We start from the raw sequence: 22,212 nt of genomic DNA, 5'->3' as shown, positions 1-22,212 counted from the left end.
TTTGAATATTAATCTGAATATCCATAAGAGTTATGGATATAACCATTAGCAGCCGAAATAGTAGTAGAACCAATAGGCAATAAATAACGGTTTTTCACCTGTACATTGTTTCCAACCAGACCGCTTGAAATAGAAGGCCAGTTAGTCTGCAATTGAGTTTGCTTAGAATCATCTCTTTCTGCACCATAGAATGACTTATTGTCATCGTAGTCGGATGATTCTTTTCCTTCCGGCAGACCGTACCAAGTAACACTCGACAAATCAATCTTAGTTTTAGTATCATCGGTATAGTTGAAGTAAACTTTCTCAGGATAATAATTAGGATTTGATTCATTCATCAACTCATCGTAATAAGTATCTTTGAATTCCTGAATCTTTTCGGCCAACAGATTCCAACGGATTAAATCAAACTTACGGAATCCTTCTCCAGCCAACTCCCAGGCATTCTCGTCAACAATAGCGTTAAACATAGCTTCCTTTGTAGCCGGTATAGCGTCGATGTATTTTTCTGCATCAGCCTTATCCGCATCGGCAAAGGCGCGAGTATGTACCAAAGCCAATGCCTGACGGGCAGTCAGACCTGCAGATCCAGTATAATCGCCATCAGGACCAGCTAATTCATTCATGACCTCAGCATACCACAGCAGGACTTGAGGATAACGTGCCTTTACAACATTAATACCTGACATCCATTTTGCATTTCCTGTAGCAATAGCAGCCTGACGCCATTCTTCATTCATCTTACGTATATCCCACTTGCCGACATAGATTCCAAACGGAGCATTACCCAACATAGATTCTTTTGTAACACCGTTTTCTGCGCTTAATTGTACTTGTGCACAAGTAATGTCACGACGCAAATCTTTCTTGTCGAACGAATAGAAGAAAGGTGCAGTCAACTTCATCTTACCAGACGAATTACCTTTTACACCATATTCAGTTGTAGCACCATTGACACGTACACCAACGGTATATCCTAATTCACTACTAACTCCAAGTCCCATCGGCATCTCAAAGATATTCTCATGGTAATTCTTATCCAGTTCACGCTGGTTTATCAAATACCATTGATTTTCTACCGACGGATTCAATTTATGTGTTCCATTAGTTATAATAGCACTCAAATTAGATAAAGCCAATTCATAAAGTTTGGTACGTGTAGCAGCATCCGGACGCTGAGTCGGATAAGTAGGATCACTATAGTCAGCTGTTTCATATCCGTCTTTAGCCTGTTCACGAATCACCCAACCAGCACGAGTCATGGCAATATTAGCCAATAAAGCATGTGCATATCCTTTCGTCACGTGTTCTGTAGTATAACCAGACACCTCATCGGCCCACGGCAATAATTTAGTTGCAGCCTGCAAATCGACCATTAACGTATCCAAGATAACGTCACGGTCTGTTTTATGTAAATAAGCATTACTCAAATCTGCCTGCGAAGATTCCAGCTTCAATGGAATATCACCGAAGAAACGTACCAGATCAAAATAAATCATGGCACGCAGCGTCAGGGCTTCTCCCTTATAACGTTCCATTGTTTTTTGTTCTGTTCCTCCAGAGGTTAGCAATGAACTGGAATTAATACCTTCCAAGGTCAAATTGGCATCCTCTATAATACCATACATAGCATCCCAAAGTTTTGCCAAGTTACCCCAAGACGGGCTGGCATTATAGTTCATATTACCACGCTCACTGGTAGTATTGTCTGCATCAGCACCTAAACCATCTACCAGTTCACAATCGGAGTTCAATCCCCATATAATAGGAATGTATTGTGAATAAGTCTGATCCTGTGCCAGTCCGCCATAAATTTTATTCACACGCAATCCTGTATAATAAGTTGAGTTGTATACAGTATTGTCATTTAGTTCAGAAGGAGCCGTCTGTTCCAAGAAATCAGAACAAGCACTCATGCCCGCAACTCCTGCCGCTAAAGCTAATAACTTAATTATATTTTTCATAAATGATATCATATTAGAAATTAGAATGTAACATTAATACCTGCAACAAACGAACGGTTCTTTGGATAAGCAGCATAATCAATACCCGGAGTCATTGCATTCTTCTTGCTGCTTGTATCGACTTCCGGGTCCGGACCAGAATAGTTTGTCAGGCAGTAAAGGTTATAACCTGTAAGGTAAATACGTACGTTCTGCATAAAAGCTTTTTTCACCCAAGCTTTCGGGAATGTATATCCGATAGTAATATTATTTACTCTCAGGAATGAAGCATCTTCTACTGCATAATCGTTCAGATACATTGCCGTTACAGCAGCAGGATTATAGATATTTGCTCCTGTATTGAGAGCGTTCAATCGTGCAATCAATCCTTCGGCACCACCATAGTAATCGACTGTAGAACCATCAGGCTTACCTAAATTCAAACCATTTTCAGGATCAATCCAAGTATAACGATTATCCAAAGCAAAATCATTAACCAGGTTATATCCCTTTACAGAACCTGCACAGAATGAGTTAGCCAGCTTTGTTCCATTTACAATCTGATTACCTACAGAATAGTTAAAGAAGATATTGAAATCGAAGTTTCCAATGAATCCATCGAAACCAAATCCACCCGTCAGCGGAGCAACTGTATTTCCCAACTTCTGTTTAATAGGATCACCGTTTTCATCACACTCATATTTCAACTGTCCAGGATAGGGCTTACCACCCGTCAATGAATAGCTGTTATCCTTAATGCCGTCGCGCAAAGCCCATGAAGTGCCATTCAAAACCAATTCACCATTCGGATTTGTCACCGGATCGTATGCTGTATAGAAACCATTTGTCTTATATCCCCAGATTTCACCTAAGCGTCCCCCTTCTTCTACACGGTAATCTTCATATTTTGCAATTGTACTACCCGACCAGTTACTACTCTGCCAAGGATTCTCTGTACCCAGTTCATCAATGCGGTTACGGTTATAAGAAATATTAAAGTTGAAGTTCAATCCCCACTTTGCCTTGTCAGCCAACACAGCATTCAATGTCAATTCAACACCTTTATTAGAAGTCTTACCAAAGTTCTGATACTGGTAGCTATAACCTGTATTCGACGGGATTTCTGTTTTCATCAACAGATCTTTTGTTGTATTCCAATAGAAATCCAAAGATCCAGACAAACGATTATTAAAGAAACCATAATCGAAACCAATGTTACGGGTAATAGTTGTTTCCCACTTCAAGTCTGGATTATACAAATTCGAACCATGTTCCAGCATAGCGCCACGAGTTTCATCAAAGAAAGGAGCTTTACCTGTATTACCCGACATAGTATAAGTAGTATACATCAAACCAGAGCTGATACGGTTATTACCAGCAGTACCATAGCTCAGACGAACCTTCAGATTAGATAACCAATCCTGAGCTTCTTTCATAAATGCTTCATCCGACAAACGCCATGCCAAAGCTGCCGAAGGGAATACACCCCACTGGTTACCTTTTGCGAACTTACTGGAACCATCGGCACGAACTGTTACTGTTAACAGATACTTATCCATTAAGGTATAATTTACTCGTCCAAAGAAAGACAGCATATTATCTTTTGCAGAAATAGTCGTCTGAGTAGGCAAAGCAGTACCCGCTCCCATATTGGCCAAGACTTCATCAATGGTCATGGTAGTAGGAAATGCAACAGAAGTGTTTTCGAGAGATGTTTCCTGACTGCTACTTACTTCATGTCCTAACAAAACATTCAATTTGTCACGCCCATCGAACAACTTCTTATTATCGTAAGTCAACGTATTCGCATTACGCCAGTTTTTTGTGATATCACGTGTCAAAACAGACTGCGGTTGTCCGTTATATCCCAATTTAGAATTCTGAACAGCATCACTTGACCAGACCTGGTCTGTATTATCATATTTCCAACCGTAACCAAACTCAGAACGGAAGGTCCAGTTCTTAAATGGCTTCCAGTTCAAGCCTACGTTATAATTCTGATTGAATGTATTTCTCTTTTTATAAGTTGCGAGCAAACGTTCCAACGGATTCTTTTGTGAAGAAGTATTATTTTCTTCATCATCACTATTCGAAGTCAGAGGATCAACAGGACGAAAGCGTGCAGCATTTGCAACAATAGAGTTTGCAGCACTCGACTCATTAGTATCAGCACCACCACTCAAACCATCTATGGTAGTGTAACTCATACGAGCATTGAAATCCAATGTCATCCATTTACTCAATTCAGCATTAATTTTTGCATTAATGTTGTTTTTATTAAAGCCAGATCCCAACATAATGCTCTTTTCGTCATTGTGAGCATAACTTACATTATACTTTATCTGCTTGCTACCTCCACTTACATTAACATTATATTGAGCCTGATTTCCTGTACGTCCAAAAATATCATCCTGATAATCATATCCCTCTACAGACTTCCAAATATCCATATCAGAATAGTTCCCATAATCAGTTGAACCTAATTCTTGCTGATAAGCAACATAATTATAAGGATCGAGTACTTTAGTTAATCTTGTTACTTTTTTAATACCGAAAGAGGCACCAAAATCGACCTGCGTTTTACCCTCTGTACCACTCTTGGTAGTTACGATGATAACACCATTAGCACCACGCGCACCATAAATAGCAGTAGAAGAAGCATCCTTCAAAACATCGATGCTCTGAATTTCAGATGGAGCAATATCGCTGATACTTGAAACAGGGAACCCATCGACAATATACAACGGAGAATTATCCTGTGACAAAGAACCACCACCACGAACGCGAATCTTTACATCAGCATCAGGAGAACCTTCAGTTGTGGTAATATTTACACCGGCCAATTTACCAGTCAAAGCTTCTGTTGCACTGGAAACAGGTACAGCAGCAATATCCTCAGCACTTACAGAAGCAACCGAACCCGTCAAGTCACGTTTATTAACCGTACCATAACCAATAACAACAACTTCATCCAGCGTTTCAGTGTCTTCTTCCATCACAACATTCAGTTGCTTTTGTCCTTCATATTTTACATCTTTATTCCTAAAGCCAATATAAGTAAAAGAAATAACATCTGATTTTTTCACCCCATTCAGTGAAAAGTCACCATCGATTCCTGTTATGGTACCATTAGTCGTACCCTTCACCACCACGTTGACACCAATCATTGGTTCATCGTTTTTGTCCTTTACAATACCTTGTACTTGCAGTCCCTGTGCGAAAGAAGCAAGACAAAGCATGCTCATAATAAGCAAAGAAACAACGTTCCTTATTCTCTGTTGATAATACATAAAAAAATGTGTTTTAAAGATGATATTAAAATTAGTTCACAAATATCCCTCTAACACACATTTTTTATGTATAATTTTTGATTTTAAAAACGTAAAAATTGTTTTATTCACTAAAAGTCCATGAACTCGACAAATTATAACAATCTGATATAGTTATTCTTTCTGCCTCCTTACGAGAGAGTTGTTTCGCCCATTTCACACGAGTATCGATACAAGCCCCTTCTCCACTATTTTCATACTCAGCATAACGTGCCGTCTTTTCATTCTCGGCATTTCTCCAGTTATCCCAACCCGCTCCAACAATATGTTTTCCTAATTCGCAATTCATAAAGACGGTATAAGCATACGGCCTCCAAGGTCTTCCTAAATAAACTTTATCAATACCCTCAGCAGCTGTCAACTTACATCTATTAAATACATAACCATATTTTATATCTTTAGGCGTAGAAGCAGCCGTTATATATGAATTAGCCTTACTGTATATCGTACAACCTTCAAACCAAGCAGTTGCAGGACCAAATATAAAATCTGTCGTACCTTCAATATAACAATTTTCAAAATATAGACGAGTACCTCCAATCCCCGTATAAACAGTATCCTGATTGCCTAAAAAACGACAATTAATAAAGCGCAAGCAATCACCCTCTGTATGTAAAGCTACGGCTTGCCCCAGCCGGGGAGCATTATTTTCAATCGTTATATTACGGAATGTAATATGATTACCCTCTACTTTCAGCGTATAAGTACGAAAAGTACCCATATGATTCATATTGGCATGGTCGGCATAAGTTATAATAGTATTTTGTGGATCTTCACCTATAATTTCCACATTCTGTAACCATGATGGTACAATTAGCTTTTCTTTATATAAACCTTTCTTTATATAAACCTTTACATCAAAATCCATAAAAGCACGAATACCTTCCAATGCATCAGCAATAGTGACATAATCTCCTGTTCCATCCTGAGCAACAACCAGTTCCCTCGGCTCCGCAAAACGACGCTTTTCTTTGGGTAACCTCTCCCACTCCAAACTTGCCAATATAAACGGACCAACAGCCTTAGGATCGTTATCCCGAATCTGTTCGTGTATATAATAATCATAATCTCCCATTCTATAATTCTTTCCACCTAACCCTGCAACAGCACACGCTTTTGTAATGGAGACTAACCCGTTATCATCAACTCTAATAAATTCATTCAGAATGCCTTCGTATCCCTTGCGGGCTACTGTAAAATAGGAAGAGGGAATATACCCTTTACGAACAGCCTTAAATAATGAATAGACGAACATTGTAGAACATGAAGATTCCAAATAATTCCCAGGTTCCCCGCTTTTATCCATTACCTGATACCATAACCCCTCCGGACTTTGATATTTCTTTAAAGTTTTGGCAATATGGTTTAGTATAACAATAACAGTATCTCGTCCAGGTTCATGTCGAGGTATGAAGTCCAAATTATCAACTATAGCCATCATATACCAGCCTAAGGCACGTCCCCAACAATGCTGTGACTGTCCTGTTTCTTTATCTGCCCATTTCTCACGCTTACTCACATCACAAGCATGACGGAACAAGCCATTGGCCGGATCATATGTATGCTGTGCTACTATTTTTATCTGATTTATCACCTCCTGATAAGCTTCTGGTTCATTGTTACGATAAGCGTATTCGGCCAAGAAAGGAGTTCCCATATAAAGCCCGTCCAGCCACATCTGATTGGGATAAACCTTTTTATGCCAAAATCCTCCATCAGCATTGCGAGGCTGCCCTTCAAACTGACTTCTTAATAAATCTAATGCTTTCTTGTATTTACCTTCTTTCGTCTGCTCATAAATACGAAACAGCATTTTACCCGAATTGATACGATCCAAACTATAATCAGTAAGCTTATATTTCTTTATCGTTCCATCTTCGTTGACCATTGTATCGGCATACGCCAAAGCATATTCATAAAATTTCGAATCCCCATAACGGTCATATACATCCATCATAGCTCCCAGTTCCAACCCATGACAATAATCCCATTTAAGCGAAGGTTGAAAATCTACCTGCCAGGATTCCGGATTACGGACCATCTCCGATTCAGCCATCCGGACCGACCAAGGTTTCTGCTCTTTTGGAAAACTTTTTTCTGTTTGAGCCATACCGGCAATGCCAAGCATAAGTCCCAGGCATCCTACTAAAATTTTTTTGTTTTTCATGTCTCGACTAAACTTTTAATAAATACAAATATAAGGAAAAACAGTTACCCGAATGTAGAAATTCTGTGCTTAAAGGTGGATTTATTATTCACGGATATAGAATAATCGTGCACGATAACGAAAAAGACTTGTTTATTTGACTAAAGTTTCGAATTAAATCAAAATTCAATTGCAAATTAAAAGAAAAGGGTTTATTTTTGGTGCAATTTAAATGAATAATTAACCCTAATATCACGATTTACTGAAAGACAAAAGCAAATTATGGAACAAGTTTTTAGCTATATCATCGGTCTGGGAGCAGCGGTGATGATGCCTATTATTTTTACTATTTTAGGAGTATGCATCGGTATTAAATTTGGCAAGGCCCTGAAGAGCGGCTTACTCGTAGGAGTTGGATTCGTTGGCTTGTCAGTAGTAACAGCATTGCTTACAAGCAGCTTGGGAGATCCCTTGAAAAAAGTAACCGAAATCTATGGACTGAGTCTTGGTATCTTCGATATGGGATGGCCGGCTGCTGCCTCTGTTGCGTACAATACTTCAGTAGGAGCATTCATCATTCCGGTATGTCTGGCAGTCAACATAGTCATGCTGCTGACCAAAACGACAAAGACCGTCAACATCGACTTGTGGAATTACTGGCATTTTGCATTCATCGGAGCAGTAGTCTATTTCGCTTCGGACAGTATCTGGTGGGGATTTTTTGCCGCAATCATCTGCTACATTATCACACTGATCATGGCAGACCTGACAAGCAAGCAGTTTCAGACATACTATGAAAAGATGGATGGAATATCTATTCCACAACCGTTCTGCCAGGGATTCGTACTTTTTGCCGTCGTGATAAACAAGGCACTCGACAAAATTCCGGGATTTGAAAAGCTGAATATCGACGCGGAAGGCATGAAGAAAAAATTCGGAATCATGGGAGAGCCGCTTTTCCTTGGAGTAATTGTAGGATGTGCCATCGGTGCGCTTGCCTGCGAAAACAGTAAGGAGCTGGTAGACAACATCCCGTCCATTCTGGGACTGGGCATCAAGATGGGAGCAGTTATGGAGCTTATCCCGCGTATCACTTCACTCTTTATCGAGGGATTGCAGCCCATTTCAGATGCTACCCGTGAACTTATTGCAAGAAAGTTCAAAAATGCTGCCGGACTGAATATCGGTATGAGCCCGGCACTCGTCATCGGACATCCTACAACACTGGTTGTTTCACTGTTGCTTATTCCGGTAACACTCTTCCTTTCCGTTGTCCTTCCGGGTAACCAGTTCCTGCCTTTGGCTTCACTGGCTGGAATGTTCTACCTGTTTCCCGCAGTTTTGCCCATAACAAAAGGTAATGTCCTGAAGACTTTCATCATCGGACTGGTAGCACTCATCGTCGGACTATACTTTGTAACCGATCTTGCTCCGTTCTTCACACAGGCTGCACAGGACGTATTTGCCAAGACCGGTGACTCGGCTGTAAAGATACCTGAAGGATTTCAAGGAGGCGCACTCGACTTCGCTTCAAGTCTGTTCTCATGGATTATTTTCCATCTGGTATACAACCTGAAGATTGCAGGATCCGCCATACTCGTTGTCTGCACACTGGCACTTGCCATTTTCAACAGAAGACGGATAATCAAGGAAAGCCGACAGAAATAATTATTTTCGAACAAATCAATAATACAATAATATAAAATTAAGAACATATGAAAAAGTTAGCTATTGCAATGATGCTTGGCGTGGCTTTCGTTAGCGCAAACGCCCAGATATCCAGCGTACACATGCAGGTAGCATGCAACCCGCAGGACGTAAAGACATACGATACACAAAGACTGCGCAGCAGTTTTATGATGGAAAAAGTAATGGTAGCCGATGAGATAAACCTGACTTACTCCATGTACGACCGTTTCATCTTTGGAGGAGCCGTTCCTGTAAATAAGGAACTGACACTTGACACCATCGATCAACTGAAAGCCCCTTATTTCCTTTTTAACCGTGAGTTGGGCATTATCAATATCGGAGGAGAAGGAATCGTAACGGTTGACGGCAAGGAATATGCCCTCAACTTCAAGGAAGCCCTTTATGTAGGAAGAGGAAACCAGAAAGTTACATTCCGAAGCAAGGATGCTTCGAAGCCTGCCAAATTCTACCTGAACTCGGCAATCGCCCACAAGTCTTACAAAACACAGCTCGTCACGCTGGATGGACGCAAGGGTTCCCTTAAGGCAAATTCATTTGCAGCAGGCAAAATGGAGGAAAGCAATGACCGTGTAATCAACCAGCTGATTGTAAGCAACGTGCTCGAAGAAGGTCCTTGCCAGTTACAGATGGGACTGACTGAACTGAAACCCGGAAGCGTATGGAACACAATGCCTGCTCACACACACTCCAGACGTATTGAAACATACTTCTACTTTAACCTGACTCCCGGAAACATGATCTGCCACCTGATGGGAGAACCACAGGAAGAAAGACTGGTATGGCTGGCCAATGAACAGGCAATCATGTCGCCCGAATGGTCTATCCATGCAGCAGCCGGAACAAGCAACTACATGTTTATCTGGGGAATGGCTGGAGAAAATCTTGACTACGGAGACATGGATAAAATATCGTACACTGAAATGAAATAAAAATCAGGATATCTCACTAAAAGCACCTGATTGCCGCACCGAATATTGCAATCTTCCTTTTTCATGGAAAGTTGTAACATTCGGGGTGACAATTTATTTATTAGTATAAATATAAAGAAGTAAAAACAGGAGGAATCGTAAAAAGAAAAAGAGTACAAGCTGTAAGATTCCTCTTCTAACGAAAAACTACATTTTAAATATCATACCATGAATACATTTCAAAAAGTAGAAGAGAAAATGACAAACTTCAGATGGGTAATCTGTGGAATGTTATTTTTTGCAACTACCGTAAACTACCTTGACCGACAAGTTCTTTCGCTGACGTGGAAGGACTTTATCGCTCCAGAGTTCCACTGGACTGACTCCAACTACGGAGATATCACAGCTATATTTTCAATTGTATATGCTATTGCCAACCTTTTTGCCGGACGCTTTATCGACTGGATGGGCACTAAAAAAGGATACCTTTGGTCTATCTTTATCTGGTCGGCAGGAGCCTGCCTTCATGCATTATGCGGATGGGCTACCGAAATGACTATCGGTGCTCACAACGCAAGTGACATGCTTTCTGCTACAGGAGCCGTAGCCTCAACCATTGCCATCACCAGCGTTTATTACTTCATCGCAGCCCGTATCGTTTTAGGAGCAGGCGAAGCAGGAAACTTCCCCGCTGCCATCAAAGTCACGGCCGAATATTTCCCTAAAAAAGACCGTGCGTTTTCAACTTCCATCTTCAATGCCGGATCTACCATAGGAGCTTTGATTGCGCCTGTCAGCATACCTCCTTTGGCACGCTACTTCCAAAGCATAGGCGTTGGAAACGGATGGGAAATGGCATTCGTTGTCATCGGTGGACTGGGCTTTATCTGGATGGGATTGTGGATGTTCCTTTATAAAAAACCGCACGCTAATCCGCATGTTAATGCTGCCGAACTGGCATATATTGAGCAGGACAACCACACTACTGATACCGACAATACAAACTCACAAACAGCAAACAGTGATTTTGATAACCAAAAGATATCATTTCTGCAATGCTTTAAATTTCCCCAGACATGGGCTGTATTCTTTGGTAAGTTCATGACCGACGGAGTATGGTGGTTCTACTTATTCTGGACACCGGCATATATTTCGGATGTATATGGTTTCTCTTCCGATACACCAACTGCCCAAATGCTGATATTCGTCTTATATGCTATTACGATGCTCTCAATCTATGGAGGAAAACTACCGACTATTATCATCAACAAGACCGGCAAGAATCCTTATGTAGCACGCATGCAGGCCATGTTTATTTTTGCCCTGTTCCCACTTCTGGCACTATTCGCCCAACCATTAGGCAATTACTCATATTGGTATCCGATTATCATTATCGGTATTGCAGGAGCTGCACATCAGTCGTGGTCGGCCAACATCTATTCGGTAGTTGGTGATATGTTCCCTAAGAGTACTATTGCAACTATCATCGGAATTGGTGGTATGGCAGGAGGTATCGGTTCTTTCTTTATCAACATGGGATCAGGACGTCTGTTCGACTATGCTGCCGAAACAAACATGACGTTCATGGGATTCGAAGGTAAAGCTGCCGGCTATTTCATTATTTTCAGTATCTGTGCAGTAGCTTATCTCATCGGATGGATCATCATGAAAATATTAGTACCTAAATACAAACTGGTTAAGGTATAATACATACTACACGAGTTTAAATAACTCTTCTCCCCCTTTACATTCAAAATCGTCAAGAATGTAAAGGGGATTTTTATTGCTCTTTCGTTTCAAACAAGACGAGATTTCAGGCAAAATTTGTACAAACATTTTTCCCTTTTGTACAAAATCCAATTTTTTTTGTACAAAACATCAGGAAAACCCGCACACGTTTTTTTCAAGACAACACAACAGATTCCCTTGCCTCTGCCTGTCAGTTTCTCCACCCCAAGACAAGAAACAAGGGAATCCCAGCCTCAGCTAACATTTATCGATGATATTACTCCCTGATAAAGTCTGAAAGCATTTCCACCAATACGGTATCATTTAAGATGCTTCTGAATCCATTTCAATTGTCCGTATTCCGTATCATCGGAAGTCCAATGTTCGTTTATCGGTGTAATAAGCGTTTCCTTCGGACAGCTCAATACATTATAAACAATATAACTGGTAGTGGGTGGACACGTGTTATCATTGTATCCCCACGTAATATATACCGGAATATTTATCTGGCGGGCAAAGTTAACTACATCATAATATGCCATAGTATTAATCTTTTCGGGGGTATCCATTCCCTGATAATTTTTAAAGAAATGTGGATATCCTCCGGCACGTCCGGCTTTATATCCAGCCATGTCACCCAATGCCGGGTGATTCGCAACACAAGCCGTTACCCGTTTATCCAATCCTGCGGTAACAAGGGCAAGTGCGCCACCTTGACTTCCTCCCTGAACGATCACATTCTTTCCGTCCCAGTCCGACTGTGAAGTAAGAAAATCGATAGCACGTATACAGCTCATATAAACTTTCTTCATATAATAATTATCACGATTATCGAGTCCGTTAGTCAGGTAGTTCCCAAAAGCCGAAGATATTTCCTTAAAGTCCTCAGCAGACATTTCTGGATTCAGACCGTGAATCTCCATTTCAAACCGGATACATCCTTCCTCCGCATAATAAATATGTCGCTTCGGTTCCTTAATGGTTTTTACTCCAGCGCCCGGCGGACAAAATACGACCGGGTATTTCCCGGATGCTTTCGGCCGAGTGAGATAACCGTAAATATATGAACCCGGACGAAAACATTGCAATTTCACTAAATAGCAATCAGCCTTTTCCGTTGCATATTCAGGAGCCGGCTCGATAGTATATTTCATCGGGCAACGGGCTGCATCTGCCAGATTCTTCTCCCAGAACTGGTTAAAATCAGCCGGAAGCTGTGTATAAGGCTGTAATTTCTCGGGTGAAAAACCAACCTTCACATGATGCTTATAAACCTTTCCATCTACGACAGCCACCAGACGACAGTCACGGAATCCGGGGACTTTCATTGTTCCCATATCAATTACTGCCCGACCATTCTTCAATTTCACCGAACCGGTCTTATCGGCAGGCATCATATCACCTCCCAGTTCATATTTCACTTCCAGACCATCCTGAGGAATACCGTACTTATAGAATTGAATTTCCACCTCAGCCTTTTCTCCTGTCTTATACAACCAGTTGGCATGATCGGGTACAGTTACCCATAGTACATCACTACGATAAGGATAGTTCTCGGAATGTAAAGGCAATGCCGCAAACATCAGCGAACAGACAAATGCCCCTTTCAGGAATAAAGATTTTACGTTTTTCATATTATTATCATGCAATTGTTCAATTAAACAAACTTTTACTGATAACAAAAATAGCTTAAAGGACCGACAAAACTGTTTACTTTTTAAGCTTTGAAGTGCAATAACTGACCTATTTTCAAAAAGAAAAATCCTCATATACAAAAGTGTATACAAGGATTTCTTAATGAATGAATATATCTTTAAACTATTCTGTATGAATCAATTCTGATAATAGACACGCTTTACACGATTAGAAACGCTGGTCAATATCTCATAAGGAATTGTATTAAGTTTATCGGCAAGCACAGTTACCGGCAAATCATCCCCAAATATAATGGCTTTGTCGCCTTCCTTACAATCGATGTCAGTTACATCAATCATACAAACATCCATACAAATATTACCTACATAAGGTGCTTTCTGGCCGTTTACCAGACAGTAAGCATTACCGTTGCCTAAATGACGGTTCAATCCGTCGGCATATCCGATAGGAATGGCAGCTATCCTTGAATCACGGTTCAGTACTCCCTTTCGACTGTAACCCACCGTTTCATCAGCAGGCACATTATGTATTTGTAAAATGGTGGTCTTCAGCGTCCCGACATTATGCAGAATTTTATTTGTAAAAGGATCAATGCCATACAATCCGATGCCTAAACGTACCATATCGAATTGTGCTCCCGGATAACGTTCGATACCTGCTGTATTGCAAATATGACGTAAAATCTTATGATTGAATCCAGCCTGAAGTTCGGCAGCCGCAGCCTCGAATGTTTCAATCTGACGACGCGTAAAAGAGTCAAATCGCTCTGCATCACTTCCTACCAAATGAGAGAATACAGAACGAGGTATTACTGCCGACTGACGATGCAAACGGTCTACCAGATAAGGTACTTCTTCAGGAGCAAAGCCCAACCGGTGCATACCGGTATCAATCTTGATGTGTATCGGGAAATTGGAAACACCCTCACGTCCGGCTGCCTTTATCAGCTCTTCGAGCAAATGAAAACTATATACTTCCGGTTCCAGCTTGTAGTCGAACATTGTCTTGAATGCAGTCAGTTCTGGATTCATGATAATGATGGAACTATTGATTCCTGCCTTACGTAAATCGGCACCTTCATCGGCAACTGCTACGGCAAGATAATCTACCCGATGGTCCTCCAGGGTCTTTGCTACTTCAAACGAACCGGCACCATAGGCAGAAGCTTTCACCATACATACCATTTTGGTATCCGGTTTCAGCTTGTTACGGTAATGATTCAGGTTATCGACAAGTGCTTCCAGATTAATTTCAAGAATCGTTTCATGCACCTTCAGTTCCAGCAAATCGGTTATATCATCAAAATGAAAGGCACGTGCACCTTTTATCAATACAACTTCGTTACGCAATGAGTTAAGTATACCCGATTCTATCAGTTCGGCAGTAGTACGGAAAAACTGCTTTTCTATTTCAAAACGAGGAGCAGCGGCAGAGATTTCTTCTCCCACCCCAATAATACGGTCCACCTTACGGCTGTGTACCAAATCGGCAACCTGACGGTAAAGAAGCTTGCTGGGCTGTCCGCTTTCCAGTATATCCGACAAGATAAGTGTACGCCGACGTGCTTTGTCCTCCGTGCGGCGTGCCATAAAGTCGAGAGCAATGTCAAGAGATGCAAAATCAGAATTATAACTGTCGTTTATCAAGACACAGCCATTTTTCCCCTCTTTTACCTCCAGACGCATGGCAACCGGCTCCAGATGCGCCATACGTTCGGCTATATCTTCGAGAGACACCATCAGATACAATGCCACAGCAAGAGCATTCAAGGAGTTTTCAATAGAAGCATCATCGATGAACGGTATACGATATTCTTTCAGAAAACCCAAATAACGATATTTAATGGTAGTTCCTTCATTGTCTTTCTCTATCTTTTCGATAAATAACGGACGCTCATTATCCTTCGTCGACCATGCTATTTCACGAGAAGTCAACAGCGATTTCGAAACACAATTGCTTATCAGTTCATTGTCGCCATTGTATATAATCACATCACAGTCCTTAAACAGTTGGAGTTTCTCCATACATTTATCCTGCAATGAAGTAAAATTCTCCTGATGTGCCCCTCCTATATTGGTCAGTACACCAATCGTAGGTTGTATAATAGGTTGCAAGGCCTCCATTTCTCCCATTTCAGAAATACCAGCCTCGAAAATGCCAAGCTCGGTATGTTCGTTCATCATCCATACGGACAATGGAACACCTATCTGCGAATTATAGCTTCGTGGAGAACGAGTTATTACTTTTTCCGGACTTAGCAACTGATAAATCCATTCTTTTACAACCGTCTTTCCGTTACTGCCTGTAATTCCTACAACAGGTACCTGATATTGTTCCCGGTGCTTGGCTGCCAAACGTTGCAAAGCCTTCAGCGTATTGGCTACTTGCAGGAAGTTAGCATCAGAGTAATGAGAAAGATCTTCCGGGACATCAGTTACCACAAAATTCCTTACACCTCTGGCATAAAGTTCCGGTATATATTTGTGTCCGTCGTTACGTTTTGTCTTCAGAGCGAAAAACAAAGTTTCCTCAGGAAAGCATAAGGAGCGGCTGTCTGTAAGAATCCAGTCAATGCTCGCCGCATGATTTCCTATTCTGTTAGCTCCGATGACGGAGGTTATTTCTTCAATCGAGTTTGACATAATGCTATTTCATTTTGTACGTCTAAGTACGGGAATTTTTCTTTTAACCTTTCTATCTTTAACATAATTTGACTTAGAAAAGTATAATAAGCTTCCGATTTAGCATCAAATGGACGATGTTCGAGAGCTTTTCTTATTTCTTGCCAGTCTTTCATTATACGTAATGTATCTGCCGTAAAGAAGCTGCTACAAAAACACTCCCATATATAATTTACGGCAAGTGGAGTAGGATGAAGCATATCATCGGCATAAAAACGGTAATCACGCAATTCATCTAACATAATCTCGTACGAAGGGAAATAATGGCACGATGGAATTTCCCGACATAACTTTTCGATGGCCAACAGTAATACAGCCTTATTCAGTTGATTGCCGTGCATACCATCTTTGGCATGCCGTATCGGACTAACTGTAAACAGAAATTGCGCATCCGGATTTATCAGATGTATTTTCTTAAGCAAGGAACCAAAAACCGATACAACCTCTTCCACTCCCAGTAACCTACGCGTGAACAGTCGGTCGGGTAACTTATGGCAATTGCCAACAATCTCGCCTGTTTCCTTCCATTCGTACACACGTGCCGTTCCCCACGTAAAAATAATCCATCGGGCTTTTCCAAGCATTTCTCTACCTTTCACGATGCGGAGGTTTATTTTTTCCAGACATTCCGACTGGTCTGTCGAAGAGAACGAACTATGATGCATCAAACTGTACCATATCCCTTTGTCAAAACGTAAATCTTCCTCATGATACGTTTTGCCATCAAGCAATATAGACATAGATTTTGCTATTGACAGGGGATTATATAAGATACCAAAAGGATTGACATCACAATCGAACTTATTATCAGACAACAGTTTCCCTATATTTTCAGCGAAACAAGATCCCCATAACGAAATTGAATCCGAATGACGAATTTCTCCTTGTCCAACAGGCAATTCTACTTTCGTTCTAAACTCCATATGCACACACTGTTCATTATTTTTTGTGCAAATGTAAACACAATACACATATTTATCGTATTTTTGTGAAATTAATATTGAATAAAGATCGGATGGAACAACCCATTTCTTACGAATTGTTGAATAAAATAGATAGCCCGAAGGATTTGCGTCAACTTCCTGTCGAGTCTTTACCTGAGGTCTGCCGGGAACTCAGAGATAAAATCATAGATGAACTTTCACGTAACCCTGGCCACTTTGGCTCAAGTCTGGGAGTTATCGAGCTTACGGTAGCTCTTCATTATATATTTAATACGCCCTACGACCGTATTGTATGGGACGTTGGACATCAAGCGTACGGACACAAGATACTGACCGGACGCCGGGATCGCTTTTGTACAAACCGAAAGCTAAACGGATTATGTCCTTTTCCCTCACCGGCGGAAAGCGAATACGATACGTTTACTTGTGGACATGCCTCAAATTCTATCTCCGTAGCTTTGGGTATGGCTGTAGCAGCAGCCCGAAAAGGTGAAGAAGACCGCCATGTCGTGGCAGTAATTGGAGACGGTTCTATGAGTGGAGGACTGGCCTTCGAAGGATTGAACAATGCTTCTTCTACTCCTAACAACTTACTGATTATCCTGAATGACAACAACATGGCAATCGACCGCAGTGTAGGAGGAATGAAACAATATTTACTGAACCTGCAAACATCGGAAGGTTACAACCGGTTACGGTACAAAATTTCCAGAAAGCTGCATCAATGGGGAGTACTGAATGAAGAACGTCGGAAAAGCCTGATCCGTTTCAACAACAGCCTGAAGTCGATGCTTACCCAGCAACAGAATATTTTTGAAGGAATGAACATCCGTTACTTCGGTCCGATAGACGGACACGATGTATTGGGCCTGACTAAAGTTCTGAAAGAAATAAAGGACATGAAAGGACCTAAACTGCTTCATATCCATACCGTAAAAGGAAAAGGTTTCAAACTAGCCGAAGAAGCAGCTACTATTTGGCATGCTCCCGGTATATTTGATAAAGAAACAGGGGAACGAATTGTAAGAGATACAAGCGGAATGCCTCCTTTGTTTCAGGATGTATTTGGCAAGACGTTACTGGAACTGGCTAAGAAAAACGACAAAATAATCGGTGTAACTCCTGCTATGCCGACAGGATGTTCTATGAATATTCTGATGAAAGCTATGCCCGACCGAGCATTTGATGTTGGCATCGCCGAAGGTCATGCTGTCACGTTTTCAGGTGGAATGGCTAAAGAAGGACTGCTTCCCTTCTGTAATATTTACTCGTCGTTCATGCAACGAGCATACGATAATATTATCCACGATATCGCCATACAGAAACTTAATGTCGTTTTATGTCTGGATCGTGCCGGATTGGTAGGAGAAGACGGGCCAACGCATCACGGAGTATTCGATATGGCCTATTTACGTCCTATCCCCAATCTGACAATTGCTTCGCCTTACAACGAACAAGAACTGCGCCGGCTAATGTATACAGCTCAGCTTCCCGATCAAGGACCGTTCGTCATCCGATATCCGCGTGGACGAGGGGTACTTACAGACTGGGAATGTCCACTGGAAGCTGTAGAAGTTGGAAAGGGCAGAAAGTTGAAAGACGGCTCCGATTTAGCTGTCATCACAATTGGACCGATTGGCAATACAGCTGCCAAAGCCATTGCCGAAGCCGAAAGTACACAAAAATGCAGCATTGCCCACTACGATCTCCGTTTCCTGAAACCTTTGGACGAAGCATTATTACACGAAATAGGAAAAAAATTTTCGCGTATAGTGACTGTAGAAGACGGAGTGCTAAAAGGAGGAATGGGCAGCGCTATTCTGGAATTTATGTCAGATAACAACTATACTCCGATGGTCAAACGTCTGGGCATTCCGGATCATTTCATCCAACATGGTCCAGTTGGCGCCTTACATGCTATTTGTGGCATAGACCAAACAGGTATATATAATACATTAATCCATATTCTGAACTCATGAAGATTATCATTGCCGGCGCAGGTGCTGTAGGGACACACTTGGCCAAACTCTTATCGGGTGAGAAACAAGATATTATCCTAATGGACGACGATGAGGAAAGACTTGGCAGGCTGGGAAGCAACTTCGACCTGCTGGCCGTAAACATTTCCCCGACCTCCATTTCGGGACTAAAAGAAGCTGGAGTGGCAGGAGCCGACCTATTCATTGCAGTTACTCCTGACGAAAGCCGGAACATGACAGCTTGTATGCTTGCGACCAGCTTAGGAGCAAAAAAAACGGTAGCTCGTATTAATAATTATGAATACCTGCTTCCCAAACATAAGGAGTTTTTCGCCAAGCTGGGGGTGGACTCTCTTATTTATCCTGAAATGCTGGCAGCAAAAGAAATTGTAGATGCTGTCAAGATGAGCTGGATTCGCCAATGGTGGGAATTTGCCGGAGGAGCACTTGTACTACTGGGAACGAAAATGCGAGAAACAGCAGAAATACTGAATGTCCCCCTTCACGAGCTGGGAGGAAGAAATATTCCTTTTCACATCGTAGCTATTAAGCGAGGAAGCGAAACGATTATTCCACGAGGTGATGATGCCATCCTGCTAAACGATATCGTGTATTTCACCACTACAAAGAAATATATTCCTTACATTCGGAAGATAGCCGGTAAAGAAAATGAAGCTGATATTCGTAATGTCATGATTATGGGAGGTAGCCGGATTGCCGTACGAACCGTACAATACATGCCGGAATATATGCGTACCAAAATCATCGAAAGTGACTTCAACCGCTGTAACCGATTGACGGAATTAGTGGATGACAAAGTTATGATTATTAATGGTGACGGAAGAGATATGGAGCTTCTTCTGGAAGAAGGCATCAAAAATACGGAAGCCTTTGTAGCACTGACGGGAAACTCAGAAACCAATATCCTTGCCTGTCTGGCTGCCAAACGTTTGGGAATAACCAAGACAGTAGCCGAAGTAGAAAATATTGACTATATCAGTATGGCAGAAAGTCTGGATATCGGTACGGTAATCAATAAGAAATTTATCGCAGCTAGTCACATATACCAGATGATGCTGGATGCCGACGTTTCGAATGTAAAGTGTCTGACCTTCGCCAATGCCGATGTTGCCGAATTTACAGTTAAAGCCGGTTCACGTATTACACGTTCTCAGGTGAAAGACGTAGGCCTTCCCAAAGGAGCAACAATCGGAGGACTTATCAGAAACGGAGAAGGTATCCTGGTTACAGGTAATACAACGATCATGGAAAACGACCATGTTGTAGTATTCTGTCTGGGTATGATGATAAAGAAGCTGGAGAAATTCTTTAACTGACAAAACAAGAACTATATTCCGATTTTAATACTGAATTGGAATATAGTTCTTGTTTATTTGTATATGCCTGAAAGAATCTATAAAAGAATTTCCCTAAAATATACACACAATTCACATTTCCAACGCTGTCAAAACAGACATTTTAGTAAACTCTTATCAGATCCAACCAAAGGAAACCCTACGGTACGACAGTTCGCTATCAGCACAAAATAAAAATAGAACAAAAATATCAACAATAACTTCATATTTTCTTACTTGGCCCAGCAACTTTCAGTCCTTAAAAATGACCTAATTTTCCTCACATCAAGCAACAGAGATTTTGTTTTTTTATACAATCCTCCTAAAAAGACTAAAAATAAATGTGTATCTTTGCAGCCGTTTTCAGATGGGTATTAATGATGGGTAAACAAATAAGGATAATTGCAATTCTCTTTTCTTTCCTTATAATAACGATTATAGGGAATCTTGTTTATGCACCCTCATTAACAGACAATAAAAAATTCTCTTTTCAATTTGATTCTACCTACAGCGAACTTCAGGAACCTCAGCAACCATCCGAAAGAACGCTTCAGTATTTGTCAACACAAAACAATACAGATATACCAAACAGAACCATAATTGCTCATAAGGTCAATACTTATGACTTTAAGTCTGCATTACGAAATGCGACCAATCCTCTCTGCCAAATAGAATATGGTGTGAGCAGACAAGTACGTTTCGCATGCTTCAATCACCCTCCTTTAAACAAAAGAATCTCCTATTATATCTATACACTGGAAAAAATATTGATTTAGTTTCTCTATAACGATAGAGATACTCAATATTCATTTTCCTCTTTATATGGTAAAGAGCGTTTTACCATATAAAAGTTATATGTTCGATTTATCAATATAAAGTTTTATTTATGTTTTTCACATTTTTAATTGTCGTCATTCTGACGGCCATAGCTCTGGTGGTAGCCGCTATGACAATCGCAAAGCTTATTGCACCGCGGTCGTTCAATCCACAGAAAGGAGAACCTTACGAATGTGGTATACCGACCCGAGGACAGTCATGGGTACAATTTAAGGTAGGATATTACCTGTTTGCCATCCTGTTCTTGATGTTCGATATTGAAACAGTATTCTTGTTTCCGTGGGCAGTAGTAGTCAACGAAGTCGGAACCTATGCACTGGTGTGTGTGGCATTTTTCTTATTAGTATTAATATTGGGCCTGGCATATGCTTGGCGGAAAGGAGCGCTGGAATGGAAATAAAGAAACCTCAAATCCGCTCAATGAAATACGATGAGTTCAAGAACAACGACTACTTGCAACGCATGGTAGACGAACTGAACCGCGACGGTGCAGGAATCATCATCGGAACAATCGATGAACTTATCGAATGGGGAAGAAGTAATTCACTCTGGTCGCTTACCTTCGGTACCAGCTGCTGCGCCATCGAATTCATGGCATTGGGAGCAGCACGTTACGATATGGCACGTTTCGGATTCGAAGTAACCCGTAACTCTCCTCGACAGGCTGACATGATTATGGTACTGGGAACAATCACTTATAAAATGGCTCCGGTACTAAAACGTCTGTACGACCAGATGGCAGAACCGAAATATGTTATTGCCGTAGGTGGATGTACTATTTCAGGAGGGCCATTTATCAAGTCCTACCACGTAGTTAATGGTATCGATAAAATCATTCCGGTCGACGTATATATTCCGGGATGTCCTCCACGTCCGGAAGCTTTTTACTACGGTATGATGCAACTCCAGCGTAAAATAAAAGTAGAGAAATTCCTTGGAGGCGTAAACCGTCAGGAAAAGAATCCCGAATCACAAAAGGAGAGTGAAAAATAGTAA

The 22,212-nt window shown here is 41.2% G+C and carries 13 protein-coding genes; 7 read left to right on the top strand and 6 right to left on the bottom strand.

Annotated elements, in window-relative coordinates:
* Positions 1-8: 8 nt before the first annotated feature.
* The 3 genes from ACZM60_RS03065 to ACZM60_RS03055 form a co-directional block, all read right to left on the bottom strand.
* On the bottom strand, positions 9-1,964 hold the full coding sequence (locus tag ACZM60_RS03065) for a RagB/SusD family nutrient uptake outer membrane protein (RefSeq protein WP_340320216.1): 1,956 nt from the start codon (positions 1,962-1,964) through the stop codon (positions 9-11).
* Between the two features lie 20 nt (positions 1,965-1,984).
* Complete coding sequence (locus ACZM60_RS03060; protein ID WP_489520793.1) at positions 1,985-5,233, bottom strand: SusC/RagA family TonB-linked outer membrane protein; 3,249 nt, start codon at positions 5,231-5,233, stop codon at positions 1,985-1,987.
* Positions 5,234-5,336: 103 nt separating this feature from the next.
* Complete coding sequence (locus ACZM60_RS03055) at positions 5,337-7,439, bottom strand: pectinesterase family protein (RefSeq protein ID WP_418586954.1); 2,103 nt, start codon at positions 7,437-7,439, stop codon at positions 5,337-5,339.
* A gap of 261 nt (positions 7,440-7,700) precedes the next feature.
* On the opposite strand from ACZM60_RS03055, the gene ACZM60_RS03050 reads away from it, so the two are divergent.
* The 3 genes from ACZM60_RS03050 (at position 7,701) to ACZM60_RS03040 (ending at position 11,743) form a co-directional block, all read left to right on the top strand.
* Entirely contained in the window at positions 7,701-9,086 is a 1,386-nt protein-coding gene (locus tag ACZM60_RS03050) for a PTS galactitol transporter subunit IIC (RefSeq protein ID WP_489520792.1), read from the top strand.
* 47 nt (positions 9,087-9,133) lie between these two features.
* Positions 9,134-10,057: a 5-dehydro-4-deoxy-D-glucuronate isomerase gene (gene kduI / locus ACZM60_RS03045; RefSeq protein ID WP_489520791.1), complete on the top strand. Its 924-nt coding sequence runs from the start codon at positions 9,134-9,136 to the stop codon at positions 10,055-10,057.
* A gap of 207 nt (positions 10,058-10,264) precedes the next feature.
* On the top strand, positions 10,265-11,743 hold the full coding sequence (locus ACZM60_RS03040; RefSeq protein ID WP_340319963.1) for an MFS transporter: 1,479 nt from the start codon (positions 10,265-10,267) through the stop codon (positions 11,741-11,743).
* A gap of 341 nt (positions 11,744-12,084) precedes the next feature.
* On the opposite strand, the gene ACZM60_RS03035 is transcribed toward ACZM60_RS03040, so the two are convergent.
* The 3 genes from ACZM60_RS03035 to ACZM60_RS03025 form a co-directional block, all read right to left on the bottom strand.
* Positions 12,085-13,347 (bottom strand): acetylxylan esterase, encoded by a 1,263-nt coding sequence (locus tag ACZM60_RS03035; protein WP_489520808.1) that lies wholly within the window; start codon positions 13,345-13,347, stop codon positions 12,085-12,087.
* 249 nt (positions 13,348-13,596) lie between these two features.
* Positions 13,597-16,062: a bifunctional UDP-N-acetylmuramoyl-tripeptide:D-alanyl-D-alanine ligase/alanine racemase gene (locus ACZM60_RS03030; protein ID WP_489520790.1), complete on the bottom strand. Its 2,466-nt coding sequence runs from the start codon at positions 16,060-16,062 to the stop codon at positions 13,597-13,599.
* A complete protein-coding gene (locus ACZM60_RS03025; RefSeq protein WP_489520789.1) occupies positions 16,038-17,024 on the bottom strand; it encodes a GSCFA domain-containing protein in 987 nt (328 codons plus the stop codon). The genes ACZM60_RS03030 and ACZM60_RS03025 overlap by 25 nt, the downstream gene beginning before the upstream one ends.
* Positions 17,025-17,116: 92 nt before the next feature.
* Here ACZM60_RS03025 and dxs point away from each other — a divergent pair, with 92 nt between their 5' ends.
* The 4 genes from dxs (at position 17,117) to ACZM60_RS03005 (ending at position 22,209) form a co-directional block, all read left to right on the top strand.
* Positions 17,117-19,024: a 1-deoxy-D-xylulose-5-phosphate synthase gene (gene dxs / locus ACZM60_RS03020; RefSeq protein ID WP_489520788.1), complete on the top strand. Its 1,908-nt coding sequence runs from the start codon at positions 17,117-17,119 to the stop codon at positions 19,022-19,024.
* Positions 19,021-20,361, top strand: coding sequence for a Trk system potassium transporter TrkA (gene trkA / locus ACZM60_RS03015; protein ID WP_340319958.1), 1,341 nt, complete (start codon positions 19,021-19,023; stop codon positions 20,359-20,361). The genes dxs and trkA overlap by 4 nt, the downstream gene beginning before the upstream one ends.
* Positions 20,362-21,265: 904 nt before the next feature.
* Positions 21,266-21,616, top strand: a complete 351-nt coding sequence (locus ACZM60_RS03010) for an NADH-quinone oxidoreductase subunit A (RefSeq protein WP_022232880.1) — start codon at positions 21,266-21,268, stop codon at positions 21,614-21,616.
* The gene (locus tag ACZM60_RS03005; protein ID WP_489520787.1) at positions 21,607-22,209 is read left to right on the top strand and encodes an NADH-quinone oxidoreductase subunit B; all 603 of its coding nucleotides are present in this window, start codon (positions 21,607-21,609) and stop codon (positions 22,207-22,209) included. The genes ACZM60_RS03010 and ACZM60_RS03005 overlap by 10 nt, the downstream gene beginning before the upstream one ends.
* Positions 22,210-22,212 lie beyond the last annotated feature (3 nt).

This window comes from Phocaeicola sp., from assembly GCF_057861905.1.
The sequence above is the reverse complement of the archived record's forward strand: the minus strand, read 5'-3'. Positions and strand labels throughout refer to the sequence as shown.